The organism is Allomuricauda sp. d1 (genome assembly GCF_039592695.1).
Classification (GTDB): domain Bacteria; phylum Bacteroidota; class Bacteroidia; order Flavobacteriales; family Flavobacteriaceae; genus Flagellimonas_A.
In genome coordinates this window covers 1,394,947-1,410,999 of record NZ_JBBUTK010000001.1, presented here as the reverse complement: position 1 = coordinate 1,410,999, position 16,053 = coordinate 1,394,947, and the positions used below count along the sequence as shown (strand labels likewise).

Below are 16,053 nucleotides of genomic sequence, written 5' to 3'. Positions count from 1 at the left end.
AAATGTAACAAAAGAAGAAAAATTGAAACTAGCTGCCGTTTGTGATGGCCTCTATTTTTTCGGCCAAGTTGAAGTCTTTTTCGGTAATGCCATTCGCGTCATGGGTGTTCAACCGAACGGTGAGTGAATTGTAGACATTCGACCAATCGGGATGGTGGTTCAACGCTTCACATTCAAAGGCAATTCGTGTCATGACCGAAAAGGCTTCCTTGAAGTCTTTGAATGTGTATTTTTTTTGAATTGTTTCATTTTCAAAAGACCACCCATTGAGGTCCCGTAGTTTTTCTTGAATTGCTGTATCGCTAAGTTTTTCCATAATTGTATTATCTGTATTCTGGATTTTCGAATGCCCACCGCGAACCGGTGTCCCAATCGGCACGTGAGTTCCCATAGGCAGGGTATCCGCCATTTTCCTTGAGCATCTTGGCCAAATGCAAGAGGTTGTAGGTCATAAAGGTGGTATTTCTGTTGGTGAAATCATTGTCTTGGGCATTGGCCTCCTCATCAAGATAGCTCGGACCTGGGCCGATTTCGCCCAACCAGCCGCAATCTGCCTGTGGCGGAACGGAGTATCCTAAATGTTGCAAAGCATAAAGAATGCCCATAGCACAATGTTTTACACCATCTTCATTACCGGTAATGATGGTTCCGCCCACTTTTCCGTAGTAAAGATATTGCCCTTTTTCATTTTGCTTTCCTGACATGGCATAAAGGCGCTCAATAACTTTTGTGCAGATAGAGGAGCGCTCGCCCAGCCAAATTGGAGTGCCCAGCACCAAGATATCGGCATCAAAAATGGTATCAAAAAGTGATGGCCACTCGTCTTTATCGGCCCCTTGTTCGGTCATGTCTGGTTGTACCCCGATGGCGATATCATGGTCGGCGGCACGAATGTTGGTGACCTTGACACCTTCTTTTTCCATAATCGATTTTGAAACATCCATTAAGCCTTGGGTATGGCTTTTTCTGGGTGATTTTTTTAGCGTACAGTTGACATAGATGGCACTGAGGGCACTGAAATCAGATTTTTGAGACATGTGATAACGGATTTTTCTAAAATTAAGAAAAAAGGAAGGCGATGCCGTGTCGAAAAGCCAAAGAGTTTACTCGATTCGAAATTTTAAGTTACTGTTTCTTTCAACGTCTCGTGGCTTGCCCCGAGGTAGTTGACATCAATCAACCATCAAATGATGGTCGATGATTTCTTGGCAACTGATGTTCAGGTTTTTGGGCAGCCTATTGGTTTTGGGCAATACCGCCAAATAACGGTTTTCATTGGTGGTATATACCCTTTTCAAAACTGGATGATAGTTGCCGAGGCGTTTGATGATTTCTTTGATGAGCTCTTCGTGCTGTATCAGGTCGTGGCTGCCCAGATGGTATATGCCAAATTTACCCCTATTTATAAGAAAGTGCACCTGTTGCGCCAACCGGTCATCATTGGTAACATTGATGATCAAGTTAGGAAAAACCTCGACTGGCTCATCGTTGATTACCGCCGCTTTGACTTCTTTGATTCTGGGTGATGTATTGCCAAAGACCATGGGCACCCTCAAAATACCCATTTTTTGCATGGGCAAGCGCATCATCATGTTTTCGATCTTGATCTTCAACCGGCCATAGATGCTTTCTGATAAGGTCTTGTCGTTTTCGTAGGATGGAAATTTGCTATACGCATCAAATACATTGGCCGAAGAGATGAAGAAGAGGCGGCATTTATTTCTTGAGAGATATTGTACAATCAGTTCATGGGCTAAAACTTGGGAAGAAAAATTGCCTCTTACGGCAGATATGACATAATCGGGGCGTACCTTCTTGAGTATTCTGGTGATATCGTCCTCCTCCATATCAAACTGGAAGAATTGTTGGTTATCACGATACGATTTGTTTGAATAATAGGTGCCGTAGGTATCGTAATAATTGCAGAGTTCTTTATAGAGCGTGTTTCCGATAAACCCGCTAGCCCCTAAAATGAGGATTTTCTTGCCCTTCTCCCGCTTCCATCTTCCGTTCTTTTCTCCCATTAAATCATGCTCCTTTATAGAAAGGTGGTTTTGTTACCGTTGCCGGAATTGATTTTTTGCGGATTTGTATATGGATTTTCTCCCCTTCCTTAGCGTAGGAGACGGAGACATAGCCCAAGCCGATGCCTTTTTCAAGGCTCGGTGACATGGTACCCGAAGTAACCTTGCCAATGGGATTTCCAACTGTATCGGTGATTTCGTAGCCATTTCTTGGTATGGCCTTTTCATCCATCGTAAATCCGACCAATTTTCGGGTGATACCTGCTTCTTTTTGTTTTGCGAGTGCCCCACTGTTCACAAAATCTTTGGTGAACTTGGTGATCCATCCGAGCCCAGCTTCCAGAGGAGAGGTGGTTTCATCGATATCGTTTCCGTAAAGGCAATAGCCCATCTCGAGGCGTAAAGTGTCGCGGGCTGCCAATCCTATGGGTTTGATGCCAAAATTGGCACCAGCATCCATGACCTTGTCCCAAATCTGTTTTACCTCAGAATTCTTGCAATAGATTTCAAACCCGCCTGAACCAGTGTAGCCTGTGGCCGAGATGATGACATAGTCAACCCCTGCAAAATCGGCAACAATAAAATTGTAGAACTTGATTTCAGACAGTTTCACAGAAGTCAACGATTGCATGGCTTCAACAGCTTTTGGACCTTGAATGGCCAAAAGCGAATAGTCTTCTGAAATATCGCGCATTTCTGCACCGATAGGTGTGTTGTATTTTGAAATATGGTTCCAGTCTTTTTCAATGTTCGAGGCATTGACGACCAACAGATATTGTTCTTCTTTGATGCGGTATACAATGAGGTCGTCGACAATGCCCCCAGATTCATTAGGCATGCAGCTGTATTGTGCCTTACCGATTGTGAGCTTTAAGGCATCGTTTGAGGTCACTTTTTGTATGAGGTTCAGGGCCTGCGGACCGCTGATCAAAAATTCGCCCATGTGCGAGACATCAAACACACCGACACCTTTCCGGACGGTTTCATGTTCTACGTTGACCCCTTCATAGGAGACAGGCATGTTATACCCTGCAAAAGGAACCATTTTGGCGCCCAATTCAATATGTGTTTCGGTAAGTGCCGTGTTTTTCATATTCATGACTATCACGGTAAAAATATTGAAATAAGAAGCGAATCAATAATAATATTGTAGATGTTTTGAACGAGCTGTTGTTGAAAGTTTCTTTTGGAGATACGTTACTTTTTTAGTAAAAACTGCTTCAGCTCTTCGTAATCAGATATTTTACGGGCTATTTTTTCTTTTCCCATTACCTTTTTTATTTGAGGTGGGATTTCTGGCGCAAACCCCAAGGTTTCTTCAACAACGGGCAAAAACTTTACAGGGTGTGCGGTCTCTAAAAAAACACCATAAATGTGCGGATGCTCTTTTTGGTATTTTTTCAATCCCAAATAACCTACAGCACCATGCGGGTCGGTCATATACCCTGACCTGTCATACAGTTTTTTCATGGCCAATTTTGTTGCCTCGTCGGTAAAGGAGTAAGAGGACAGGTTTTCTTTCAATGTATTGAAATCATTGCCATAAAGCTGTTGAATGCGCACAAAATTGCTGGGGTCACCAACATCCATGGCATTTGATATCGTAGCTGAAGATGGCTTCGGATGATATGCTCCCGTTCTCATGAATTCAGGAACGGTACCATTGACATTGGTGGCAGCAATGAAATGCTTGACCGGCATCCCCAATTTTTGTGCAACCATGCCCGCACAGATGTTTCCAAAATTTCCACTGGGTACCGAGAAAACAATTTCCTTCTTTTTTGATTTGAGTTGCCTGTAGGCAAACAAAAAATAAAATAGCTGTGGTAGCCAACGGGCAACATTGATACTATTGGCGGAAGTCAAAACTCTTTTTGAGGTGATATCTTCATCTAAAAAAGCGGTTTTTACCATGCGTTGGCAATCGTCAAAAGTACCGCCAACCTCTAAAGCCGTGATATTTTGGCCTAAAGTTGTCAATTGCTTTTCTTGAATTTCACTGACTTTTCCGCTGGGATACAAAATGACGACATTTACCCCTTCCACACCTAAAAAACCGTTTGCCACGGCACCGCCGGTATCGCCAGAGGTGGCGACCAAAACAGTGATGTCACTTTCTTTTCCTTTTGAAAAATGACCGAGACAGTTCGCCATAAACCGGGCTCCGACATCTTTAAAGGCCATTGTTGGGCCATGGAACAGTTCGAGCACGGCCACATTTTCTTCAATTTCTACTACTGGAAAATCAAAATCAAGCACTTGGCCCAAGATTTTTTTTAGTTTTTCTGGGGGGATTTCCTCTCCAGTAAATTGTTGGATGGCCTCAAGGGCAATCTCATTGTTCGAAAGCCTTTCAATTTCCTCAAAAAACAGGGTAGGCAAGGGCTTGATTTCCTCTGGAAAATATAAACCCTTATCAGGAGCGATTCCATGGGTTACGGCCTGTTGAAAAGTAGCGGTTTCGTTTCTATTGTTGAGACTGTAGAAGTTCATAGTTAAAAGTGAGAGGTACGAAATAAGAAATTAGAAGCTTGCCTTTGCTTCCGCATATTGACTTTTTGGTTGAGTAGTAAATTATTCTCTGTCTTCAAAATTCCTTTATATAGCTTCATTCAATCAACTTCGTATTTCGTACCTCGTATTTCTAATTTCATAATTTCTTCATCCCCTCCGCATTGATTTTTGAAACATGAACATCAAAATCAATCTCAATATTCTTGTAAACACCAGCCATTGCCTCGGCAACTTTTTCAGCTATTGCTTTTCCTTTTGACAATGCAAAAATGGAAGGCCCAGAACCTGAGATGCCACAACCCAATGCCCCAGATTCAAGCGCAGCTTTTTTGATTTCATCAAATCCCGGAATCAAAATCGACCGAATAGGTTCCACAATATGGTCTTCCAGTGAACGGCTTATCAAACCATAATCTTCGGTGTAAAGCCCTGCAATAAGCCCGCCGAGGTTGCCCCACTGACGGATGCCTTTTTGCAATGTAATCGTGGTGCGCAGAATTTTGCGCGAATCTGAGGTCTTGATTTCTATTTGCGGATGGATGACCGTAACAAAAAGTGCGGTTGGGGTCGGAATGGCGACCACATCAAGAGGATTATAGCTTCGCACCAGTGCAAAGCCGCCGAATAGAGCCGGAGCCACATTATCTGCATGGTGCACATCGCTGGCCAATTTTTCGCCCTGCATGGCAAATTCGACCAATTGCAGCGTTGAAAACGGTCGGCCCAGCAGTTCGTTCATACCCCATACGGCACCTGCCGAACTTGCCGCACTACTACCGATGCCACTGCCCGGTTTTATTTTTTTATGGATTTCAATCTCAAAACCACCTGAATACGGGGAAGCTTCCAGAAAAGCCAATCCGGCGACCCCTGCTACATTTTTATTGGTCTCCAAGGGTAATTTTTGTCCCGATATTTTGGAAATTTTAATACCATAATTACTGGTTTTTCTGATGATCATCTCATCACCGACCAAATCCAAAGCGAAACCGAGCACATCAAATCCGCAGGAAACATTGGCCACTGTTGCTGGGCAAAAAACTTTGATTTCATTGCTATTCATGAGAGTGAATCTTTTGTATGATGATACATCTCCCTTACTCCCCCTTCAAAGGTGGAATCGCAACCTTTAAACTTATAAACTCTTGAACGGATAAACATCTTTAGAAATTTCCAATCCTGATAATATCGGCAAAGATACCCGATGCCGTGACATCGGCACCTGCGCCCGCCCCTTTAATGATCAAAGGTTGTTCTGTGTAGCGGTCGGTGTGGAATAGAACGACATTGTCACTGCCCTCTAAATTATAAAAGTCATGCCCTTCAGGGATTTCTTGTAGACCAACCGCGGCCTTTCCATTTTCAAAACGGGCCACATATTTTAGCCTGCACCCTTTCGTATTCGCCTTTTCATACATTTTTTGAAAATGGTTTTCATGTTTTTGCAACGATTCAAAAAAAGCATCATTGGTTTTGGTCTTTAAACTTTCCTCTGGTAGAAATGGGTCGTTATGAATGTCATCAATATCGAGTTGATAGCCACTTTCACGGGCCAGAATCAGAATTTTCCGCATGACATCAATTCCGCTTAAATCGATTTTTGGGTCTGGTTCTGTGTAGCCTTCTTCTTTGGCTTGCTTCACGACATTGTGAAAGGTCGTACTGTCGTTAAAATTATTGAATACAAAATTCAGACTTCCCGAAAGTACCGCCTGTATCTTGTTAACTTTATCCCCAGAGGCAATCAAGTGCTTTAGGGTGTCGATGATGGGCAAACCCGCACCCACATTTGTTTCAAACAAAAACGGGGCGTTGTAGCGCTTCGCCAATTCTTTGAGTTCTTTGTACAATCCAAAGTCTGATGAACAGGCAATTTTATTACAGGTCACGACCGAGACACTGTTGCTTAAATATTCACCATAACTTTTTGCTACGGTCTCATTGGCGGTATTATCCACAAAAATACTATTGCGAAAGTTCAGCTTTTTAATGGTTTCGATAAACTCTTTGGGATTTGCCTGCTGCCCATTTTCCAAAACGGTCTTCCATTCCTTTAATGAAATGCCACTTTCATCGAATACCATTTTGCGGGAGTTTGAGAGCCCGATGACACGCAGGTTCAACTTCAGTTCTTTCTTTAGATAACTTTTTTGTTGCTGAACTTGCGCCAAGAACCTAGAACCTACATTGCCAACCCCCATGACATACAGGTTCAATTGCTTGATATTTTCTTCAAAAAATGCTTCATGAAGGGCATTGAGGGCTTTTTTTACATCATTTTCATCGATTACCGCAGAAATATTGCGTTCTGAAGCACCCTGCGCAATGGCTCTGATATTGACATTATTCCTGCCCAAAGTGCTGAACATTTTACCGCTCAATCCTTGGTGGCTTTTCATGTTGTCACCGACCAGAGCAATAATGGCCATATTGCTCTCGACCTTCACGGGCTTGATTTTTTTGGTCTCTATTTCGTAGGCAAAGGCTTCATTCACAATTTGTTCAGCCATTTTGGCATCTTCGTCTGAAATACCAACACAAATGGAATGCTCTGAAGAGGCCTGGGTAATCAATACGACACTAATGCCATATTGCGAAAGGGTCTCAAAAAAACGTTTTGAAATGCCCGGTACTCCGACCATGCCGGGACCTTCCAGTGACAACAAGGTGATGTTGCCCACATGACTGATGCCCCGCACAGTTTTGCCTGCCCCGTTTTGGTTTTTGGTGATCAGGGTACCTTCATCCTCTGGAGCAAAAGTATTTTTGATGCGGATGGGAATGCCCTTGCTGAGTACGGGTTGTATGGTCGGTGGATAAAGTACTTTGGCCCCGAAGTGCGAGAGTTCCATAGCTTCTTCGTACGAGATCTGCGAAACACATTTGGCCTGTTTTACCATTTTCGGATTGGCCGTATACATCCCGCTGACATCCGTCCATATCTGTAGTTCAGAGGCATTGTTTGCTGCTGCCAGAAGGGCTGCGGTATAGTCTGAACCACCCCGGCCCAACGTGGTATGGTTGCCATTTTTTGATGAGGCCACAAAGCCGGGCACCACCACGATTTTTTCGCTAACCTTACCAAAATAGTCTTTGCAGTTTGCATAGGTGGTTTTTGCATCCACATTCGCCCTGCCATGGTTTTCATCGGTGATGATGAGCTCTCGACCATCTTTAAGGGCAACATCCAGACCCTCACATGCAAAATGCTCGGTAATGATGAATGACGATAACAATTCACCGTAACTGACCACCTTATCAGATAATCTTGGTGTGGTTTCACCTATCAAAAAAGAACCTTCCAAAAGGGTTTGCAATTCATTGAGGTCTCCCTTGACCTTACCCAAAATAGCACTTTGATTTTTTACTGGAATCAATTCTTTTACGGTGACCATGTGCCTGTTTTCAAGTTCGGCCAGCACATCTTCGTAGCCCAATTCTTGTTTTGATGCCAGTTCGAGACACTTGAGCAATAAATCTGTGACTCCGCCCAGTGCAGACACAACCACGATAGTCTTATCTGCATTGGTGTTGGCCACAATTTCTTTGACCCTTTTTATATTTTCAGCGGTGGCAACTGAGGTGCCCCCAAATTTGAGTACTTTCATGTTGATGTTTGATTGAATAAAAAGAAAGGAAAATCAGATATACGAGAAAATAAGATACATTACCCCAAAGGGGTCGTGAAGATGGTTGTGGGTACAGTTGCCAAACCATTTTTGAGATGTGGGTTACTATCCGATTGTTTAAATTGCATCATCTAATTTGTAAGTTCAAAAGTAACCTTTTTGCACAGTCGTTCAAATGTTTGCCGAATTTTTACGAAATCAACAACAACCCAACCTCTTTTTTAATAGATGAAACGAACATGAATTTTTTTAATCAAGAATTCACAAAGAGCGATGATTAAAATAAATTCATGTGAGAACGAGTGCAACGAGTGGTCGCATGGGCACTTAAATTTTTAAATAGATTTTCACAGATAATTGAAAATTTTAAAAACATGAAAATATTCAGTGCCGAACAAATCTACCAAGCTGACAAATTCACAATTGAAAAACAGCAGATTACAAGCGATGCGCTCATGGAGCGTGCTGCATTACAGCTTTTTCATTGGATTCATGATAAGATGGAGGGTGCACCCATAACCATTCATCTATTCTGTGGTATTGGCAATAATGGTGGTGATGGTTTGGCACTTTCAAGGCATCTGCACGGGCATGGGTATCAGATCAAGGCCTATGTGGTCAACTATAGTGAAAAGCGTTCGAAAGATTTTTTGCTGAACCTTAATCGGCTCAAAGAAAGAAAAGTATGGCCTGAATTCTTGGACGGTAAATCGGGTTTGCCCGAAATTGGGGAGTCTGACCTGATTGTCGATGCCATTTTTGGCATTGGCCTCAACAGAAATCCTGATATGTGGGTCGTTGAACTGATAAAGCATCTGAATGCTACCCGAGCCTTTATGCTTTCTGTGGATGTGCCTTCGGGACTTTTTATGGATAAAATTTCTGAAAATGACGATGCTGTTATACAAGCAAATGTCACCCTCAGTTTTCAAGCTCCCAAATTGATTTTTTTCCTTCCCCAAACAGGAAACTTCACCGAGCATTGGGAAATTTTGGATATCGGTCTTGACGCTGAATATCTCATACAGACCGAATCAGAATTTTACTTGGTTGACAAACCGCTGGTCAAATCGTTTTATCGGCCTCGGCAAAAATTCACCCACAAAGGCACTTATGGCCATGCAGCCATCATTGGTGGAAGCTACGGTAAAATAGGGGCAGTACATCTTACGGCCAAGGCCTGTCTGACCACTGGGGCTGGTTTGGTGACCAGTTACGTGCCGAAATGCGGCTATACGCCCCTGCAAACAGGTTTGCCAGAAACCATGGTGGCCACCGATGCCAATGAACATGAGGTTTCAAGGATTGATTTACCCCTAAAACCTGATGTGGCCGGTATCGGTATGGGCATGGGTACCTCAGAAAATGCCATCAAGGCTTTTTCTGCTTTTCTGGATACCGTGGATTTTCCTTTGGTCATCGATGCCGATGGGCTCAATATCTTATTCAAAAAGAAAGAATTGCTTGAAAAACTACCAAAGCAGGCGGTATTGACACCACACCCCAAGGAACTGGAACGGCTTATTGGGCCATGGAAGGATGATTTTGATAAACTGAAAAAGGTCAAAAGCTTTTCAAAAGAGTACGACTGTGTGGTAGTGGTCAAAGGGGCACACACCATAACCGTTTATAAAGACAAGGGTTTTGTCAACACCACCGGTAACCCAGGAATGGCAACGGCAGGCAGTGGCGATGTGCTTACCGGCATGATCACATCATTGTTGGCGCAGGGGTATGCACCATTACAGGCTTCAATTTTCGGTACTTTTTTGCATGGCCTGGCAGGTGATATCGCAGTTTCAGGAAATAGCTATGAAGCCCTGACCGCCCAAAGGATAATATCGTTCGTTGGCAAGGCCTATGTTGAATTATTCAGAAACGATCAACCCGGTACAGAAGAAAAATAATGGTTATTTTTTCGGTCTTTTCTTGTAAGCAATCCTCTTTTTCACCCATGCCAATGCATTGTCGTACTCAATGAAAAACTCCATTTTTCTTTTGTAGAAGAGTTTTTCAATCTTGAAATTGTGCATGTCAATTTCTTTCTTCGAAACAATGGCGAAAGCTTTGAGGTTTTTCAGTCCTCTTAGATACGTATACACCGTTGGATCGATTGCATAAGAATTCTTTCTCATGCTGATATAGCCAAAAGGTCGATTTCTAAAATGTATCTCTGAAATACCAATGATTTGATAGGCCCTTTCAAGGGTAAGCGTTGCGCCCTCGTCAAACGTTGATACCATATAATTATCATATACGCATACAGTACCTATATCGAGACCGTATTCCTTGACCAAGATGGTCTTTTTAGGAGAGTCGATGTTCATTCCCTTAATTCTAGTGTTCTAAAGCGAATGTATGTTATCGCAATGCGGCCAAGAAAAAATCTAGATTAACTGTCAAAATATCGTATATACTGCAGTTATTGTATGAACGGTTATTTATCGTGTACAGATTGCATATTGCGGAATAAAAAAAGGAAGCCTTTCAAAGACTTCCTTCCTATAAAATGAGTACGTTTATCTGCTTATAGCGGTTATGCTTCAGAAGACTTTTTGGCCTTCTTTATTTTAATGGTAAGCTCATCTTTTTTCTCATCGAGATCCATGGTGATGCTATCACCTTCTTCAAGATTTGAATTCACGATTTCTTCTGCCAGAGCATCTTCGATGTATTTTTGGATGGCCCGCTTCAATGGCCTGGCACCGTATTGCTTATCGAAACCTTTTTCTGCGATATAGTCTTTGGCCTTTTCAGACAGCTTCAAATCGTAACCAATATCCTTGATGCGCATAAAGAGCTTATCGAGTTCAATGTCAATGATTTTATGGATGTCTTCCCTTTCAAGGGGATTAAAGACAATCACATCATCGATTCTGTTCAAAAACTCAGGGGCAAAAGCCTTTTTAAGGGCATTTTCGATAACAGTTTTCGTATGGCTGTCAGCCTGTGCCTTTTTAGCGGCAGTGCCGAAACCAACCCCTTGGCCAAAGTCTTTCAACTGGCGTGCGCCAATGTTCGAGGTCATGATGATGATGGTGTTTCTAAAATCGATTTTACGACCGAGACTATCCGTAAGATATCCGTCATCCAACACTTGTAGCAACATATTGAACACATCGGGATGCGCTTTTTCAACCTCATCCAACAATACTACAGAATAGGGCTTTCTTCTGACCTTTTCTGTCAATTGGCCACCTTCTTCATAGCCCACATATCCCGGAGGCGCACCCACCAATCGCGAGATGGCGAATTTCTCCATATACTCGCTCATATCAATTCTGATAAGGGCATCTTCAGAATCAAATAGCTCTTTGGCCAAAATCTTGGCCAATTGGGTTTTACCAACCCCTGTTTGACCTAAGAAAATAAATGAGCCAATGGGCTTGTTTGGGTCTTTGAGTCCCGCACGGTTTCGTTGTATGGCCTTGGCCACTTTTGCAACGGCCTCATCTTGACCGATGACATGGTCTTTGATCAATTGGGGCAGCTCAGCCAGTTTGTTGCTTTCGGTCTGTGCGATTCTATTGACCGGAATGCCGCTCATCATCGATACCACATCGGCAACGCTCTCTTCATCAACAGTTTCGCGGTGTTGCTTGCTGTCTTCTTCCCACCGTTCTTGGGCAAGCGCTAAGTCTTTTTCAAGACGTTTTTCATCATCACGCAGCTTGGCGGCCTCTTCGTATTTTTGTTTTTTGACGACGCTGTTCTTTAACTCGCGAACTTCTTCCAGCTTTTGTTCAAGCTCTAGAATCTGCTTGGGCACATCCATATTGATGATGTGTACCCTTGAACCAGCTTCATCAAGGGCGTCGATGGCCTTGTCTGGCAAAAACCTATCCGTCATGTACCTATTGGTCAATTTGACACAGGCAACGATGGCATCGTCGGTATAGTTGACGTTATGGTGGTCTTCATATTTTCCTTTGATGTTCATGAGGATTTCAATCGTTTCCTCAACGGTGGTGGGCTCGACCATCACTTTTTGGAAACGGCGTTCAAGAGCCCCATCTTTTTCGATGTACTGTCGGTACTCATCCAAAGTGGTGGCACCTATGCACTGTATCTCTCCTCGTGCCAAGGCGGGTTTGAACATGTTGGAGGCATCCAAGCTTCCTGTTGCACCACCGGCGCCAACTATGGTGTGGATTTCATCAATGAAGAGAATAATGTCATCGTTCTTTTCGAGCTCGTTCATCACGGCTTTCATCCGTTCTTCGAACTGGCCACGATATTTCGTTCCAGCGACCAGCGAGGCCAAATCCAAAGTGACCACCCTCTTGTTGTAGAGTATTCTGGAAACTTTTTTATTGATGATACGCAATGCCAATCCTTCGGCAATGGCACTTTTACCAACTCCTGGCTCGCCAATCAACAATGGGTTGTTTTTCTTTCTTCGGCTCAAGATTTGTGAAACACGCTCTATTTCCTTTTCGCGGCCCACGACAGGATCTAGTTTGTTATCCTCTGCCAATTTGGTAAGGTCGCGACCGAAGTTGTCAAGAACAGGGGTCTTTGATTTTTTGTTTCCTTTTTGGGGGTTTGCAGACCCGAAGGTGCTTTCCTTTCCATCCCCCACATCATCAGAATCACCAGGAAAAGACTCAGCTCTTGGTGTATCTACATAATCATCGTCACTGGTGATCATCGACTTGAATTGCTCCTTCACATTGTCGTAATCGACTTTCATGCGGTGCAGCAATTTGGTCGTCGGATCGTTTTCATTTCTGAGGATGCACAACAAAAGGTGTGCAGTATTGATCGAGGAACTTTGAAAAAGTTTGGCCTCTAAAAAGGTTGTTTTTAATGCTCGTTCAGCTTGGCGGGTCAAGTGCAGGTTCTTCTTGTCTTTGTGTACGGCACTCGGACTTGGGTTGGCCGGACTCAGAATCTCTACTTTTTGGCGTAGATGGTCGAGATCAACATCCAGGGCATCCAAAATGTTGATGGCCTTGCCATTGCCATCCCTCAACAAACCCAACATCAGATGCTCGGTACCTATGAAATCGTGGCCGAGTCTGAGGGCCTCTTCCTTACTGTAAGCAATGACATCTTTGACCCTTGGTGAAAAATTATCATCCATAAATTCTCTTTTCAGCAATTAAAATTAATAAAAGTAATCTAACAAGTGTCAAATACCATACCCTTATTCGATAAAGAAGGAGTAAATCACGAAAAAAGGAGGCGATTTATGAAAATCCCATCCTTTAAATTGATGAAATCACAGTTTGAAGATGTGTTGATAAAATTTTTAATAAAGTCACCCATTACCCTATCAAAAGGGGCTATTTTCCGTATATTGCCCCATTATTTTAAAAGCAAAAAATCGATAGGATTTTAGTATGGCTGAAGGAGAAAAATTGATTCCGATCAACATTGAAGATGAAATGAAATCTGCCTACATCGACTATTCGATGTCGGTCATTGTGTCACGTGCGTTACCTGATGTCAGGGATGGTTTAAAGCCCGTACACCGTAGGGTACTTTTTGGTATGCACGAGCTTGGGGTACGATCCAGTAGTTCGCACAAGAAATCGGCACGTATCGTCGGTGAGGTCTTGGGTAAGTACCACCCCCATGGCGATACTTCGGTCTATGACACCATGGTCAGAATGGCACAAGAATGGAGCCTACGCTACATGTTGATAGACGGTCAGGGTAACTTCGGCTCTGTGGATGGCGATAGCCCGGCAGCCATGCGTTACACCGAGGCCCGAATGCGCAAGATCGCCGATGAAATGTTGGCAGATATCGATAAGGACACGGTTGACCATCAATTGAACTTTGATGATTCATTACAAGAGCCAACGGTACTGCCTACGCGAGTGCCCAATCTTTTGGTCAACGGCGCCTCGGGAATTGCTGTCGGCATGGCAACAAACATGCCTCCGCACAACCTATCGGAAGTAGTCGATGGTACGGTTGCCTATATCGAAAATAACGATATAGAAATCGATGAGCTGATCGGGCACATCAAAGCACCTGATTTTCCTACTGGTGGCATTATCTACGGTTATGATGGCGTCAAAGAGGCCTTTCACACCGGCCGGGGTCGCGTTGTTATGCGGGCCAAGGCCAGTTTTGAAGAAGTTCAGGGCAAAGAATGCATCATTGTGACCGAAATTCCCTATCAGGTGAACAAGGCGGACATGATTAAGAAAACCGCCGATTTGGTCAACGACAAAAAGATTGAGGGCATTTCGGCCATTCGCGATGAATCTGATAGAAAGGGAATGCGAATCGTCTATATCTTAAAGCGAGACGCGATTCCGAATATCGTGTTGAACACCCTTTACAAGTACACGGCGTTACAGTCGTCGTTCAGTGTCAATAATATTGCTCTGGTCAATGGCAGGCCAAAACTCTTGAATTTAAAAGAGTTGATCACTCATTTTGTCGACCACCGCCATGAGGTAGTGGTTCGTCGAACCAAGTATGAGCTTAAAAAAGCTGAGGACCGGGCGCATATTTTAGAGGGGCTGATCATAGCTTCTGATAATATAGACGAGGTTATAAAGATCATTAGAGCCTCTTCAAACGTAGAGGAGGCGCGCGAAAATTTAATGGAACGGTTCAAGCTGACCGAAATTCAGGCCAAGGCCATCGTCGAGATGCGATTGCGACAGTTGACGGGTCTAGAGCAAGATAAACTTCGCGAAGAGTATGATGAACTGTTGAAGACCATTGAAGACCTTAAAGACATTCTTGACAAGAAAGAACGCAGGATGCAAATCATCAAGGACGAGCTTCTTGAGGTCAAGGAAAAGTACGGCGATGATCGTAGGTCAGAAATTAATTTTGCGGGTGGCGATTTAAGCATTGAAGACATGATACCTGATGAGCAGGTGGTAATTACCATTTCTCACGCCGGATATATCAAAAGAACACCACTTACAGAATATAAAACCCAGAATAGGGGCGGAGTGGGGCAAAAAGCATCCTCTACCCGAAATGAAGACTTTTTAGAGCACCTTTTCGTGGGTACCAACCACCAATACATGTTGTTCTTTACCCAAAAAGGAAAATGTTTTTGGATGCGGGTCTTTGAAATTCCCGAAGGAAGCAGAACATCTAAAGGAAGGGCCATTCAAAATTTGATCAACATCGAACAAGAGGATAAGGTCAAGGCATTTATTTGCACACAAGATCTAAAGGATGAAGACTATGTGAACAGCCATTACGTCATCATGGCGACCAAGAAAGGCACGGTGAAAAAAACTTCTTTGGAGCAGTATTCACGACCCCGCCAGAACGGCATCAATGCGATTACCATCAGAGAAGACGATGAACTGCTCGAAGCAAAACTGACAACGGGCACAAGCCAGATACTTTTGGGTCTTAAATCAGGCAAGGCCATCCGATTTGAAGAAAGTAAAACACGACCCATGGGTCGAAATGCCTCTGGAGTACGGGGTATTACCTTGGCAAACGACAAAGATGAAGTCATAGGTATGATATCGGTACATAATTTTGAAGATGATATCTTGGTTGTTTCAGAGAACGGTTACGGCAAACGATCCACCATTGATGACTATAGGGTCACCAATAGGGGCGGAAAAGGGGTCAAGACCATTTCCGTTACCGATAAGACAGGTGGTTTGGTGGCCATTAAAAATGTCAGTGATACAGATGACCTTATGATTATTAACAAATCGGGTATCGCCATCCGAATGAGTGTTGAAGACCTGAGGGTGATGGGCCGCGCTACACAGGGCGTGAAACTCATCAATTTAAAAGATGGAGACTCCATCGCCGCAGTGGCCAAGGTCATGAAAGATGAAGACGATATTGACGATACGGATATCCGCAATATAGAGGTGAAAGGAGAAGATGGCATGGCTCTTGATAACGATACAAGCGAAACAAAAGAATAATCAATAAAC

11 protein-coding genes are annotated in these 16,053 nt (G+C 43.4%); 2 read left to right on the top strand and 9 right to left on the bottom strand.

Going from position 1 to position 16,053, the window contains the following annotated elements:
- Positions 1–28 precede the first annotated feature (28 nt).
- The 7 genes from AAAH86_RS06435 to thrA form a co-directional block, all read right to left on the bottom strand.
- Positions 29–316, bottom strand: a complete 288-nt coding sequence (locus AAAH86_RS06435) for a 4a-hydroxytetrahydrobiopterin dehydratase (protein ID WP_343486693.1) — start codon at positions 314–316, stop codon at positions 29–31.
- 7 nt (positions 317–323) lie between these two features.
- A complete protein-coding gene (locus tag AAAH86_RS06430) occupies positions 324–1,037 on the bottom strand; it encodes a flavodoxin family protein (RefSeq protein WP_343486692.1) in 714 nt (237 codons plus the stop codon).
- 135 nt (positions 1,038–1,172) lie between these two features.
- On the bottom strand, positions 1,173–2,024 hold the full coding sequence (locus tag AAAH86_RS06425; RefSeq protein WP_343486691.1) for a sugar nucleotide-binding protein: 852 nt from the start codon (positions 2,022–2,024) through the stop codon (positions 1,173–1,175).
- Positions 2,025–2,028: 4 nt separating this feature from the next.
- A complete protein-coding gene (gene gcvT / locus AAAH86_RS06420; protein WP_343486845.1) occupies positions 2,029–3,117 on the bottom strand; it encodes a glycine cleavage system aminomethyltransferase GcvT in 1,089 nt (362 codons plus the stop codon).
- A gap of 104 nt (positions 3,118–3,221) precedes the next feature.
- Positions 3,222–4,517 (bottom strand): threonine synthase, encoded by a 1,296-nt coding sequence (thrC, locus tag AAAH86_RS06415; RefSeq protein WP_343486690.1) that lies wholly within the window; start codon positions 4,515–4,517, stop codon positions 3,222–3,224.
- Between the two features lie 157 nt (positions 4,518–4,674).
- Entirely contained in the window at positions 4,675–5,601 is a 927-nt protein-coding gene (locus tag AAAH86_RS06410) for a homoserine kinase (RefSeq protein ID WP_343486689.1), read from the bottom strand.
- A 100-nt stretch (positions 5,602–5,701) separates the two neighbouring features.
- Entirely contained in the window at positions 5,702–8,146 is a 2,445-nt protein-coding gene (gene thrA / locus AAAH86_RS06405) for a bifunctional aspartate kinase/homoserine dehydrogenase I (RefSeq protein ID WP_343486688.1), read from the bottom strand.
- 395 nt (positions 8,147–8,541) lie between these two features.
- Here thrA and AAAH86_RS06400 point away from each other — a divergent pair, with 395 nt between their 5' ends.
- Positions 8,542–10,074: an NAD(P)H-hydrate dehydratase gene (locus AAAH86_RS06400; RefSeq protein ID WP_343486687.1), complete on the top strand. Its 1,533-nt coding sequence runs from the start codon at positions 8,542–8,544 to the stop codon at positions 10,072–10,074.
- 3 nt (positions 10,075–10,077) lie between these two features.
- On the opposite strand, the gene AAAH86_RS06395 is transcribed toward AAAH86_RS06400, so the two are convergent.
- Positions 10,078–10,494 carry an STAS/SEC14 domain-containing protein gene (locus tag AAAH86_RS06395; protein WP_343486686.1) on the bottom strand — a complete coding sequence of 139 codons (417 nt, stop codon included), beginning with the start codon at positions 10,492–10,494 and terminating at the stop codon, positions 10,078–10,080.
- Positions 10,495–10,703: 209 nt separating this feature from the next.
- Positions 10,704–13,253, bottom strand: coding sequence for an ATP-dependent Clp protease ATP-binding subunit (locus tag AAAH86_RS06390; RefSeq protein ID WP_343486685.1), 2,550 nt, complete (start codon positions 13,251–13,253; stop codon positions 10,704–10,706).
- 259 nt (positions 13,254–13,512) lie between these two features.
- Between AAAH86_RS06390 and gyrA the strand changes: the two genes are divergently transcribed.
- Positions 13,513–16,044: a DNA gyrase subunit A gene (gene gyrA / locus AAAH86_RS06385; RefSeq protein WP_343486684.1), complete on the top strand. Its 2,532-nt coding sequence runs from the start codon at positions 13,513–13,515 to the stop codon at positions 16,042–16,044.
- The last annotated feature ends 9 nt before the right edge of the window (positions 16,045–16,053 follow it).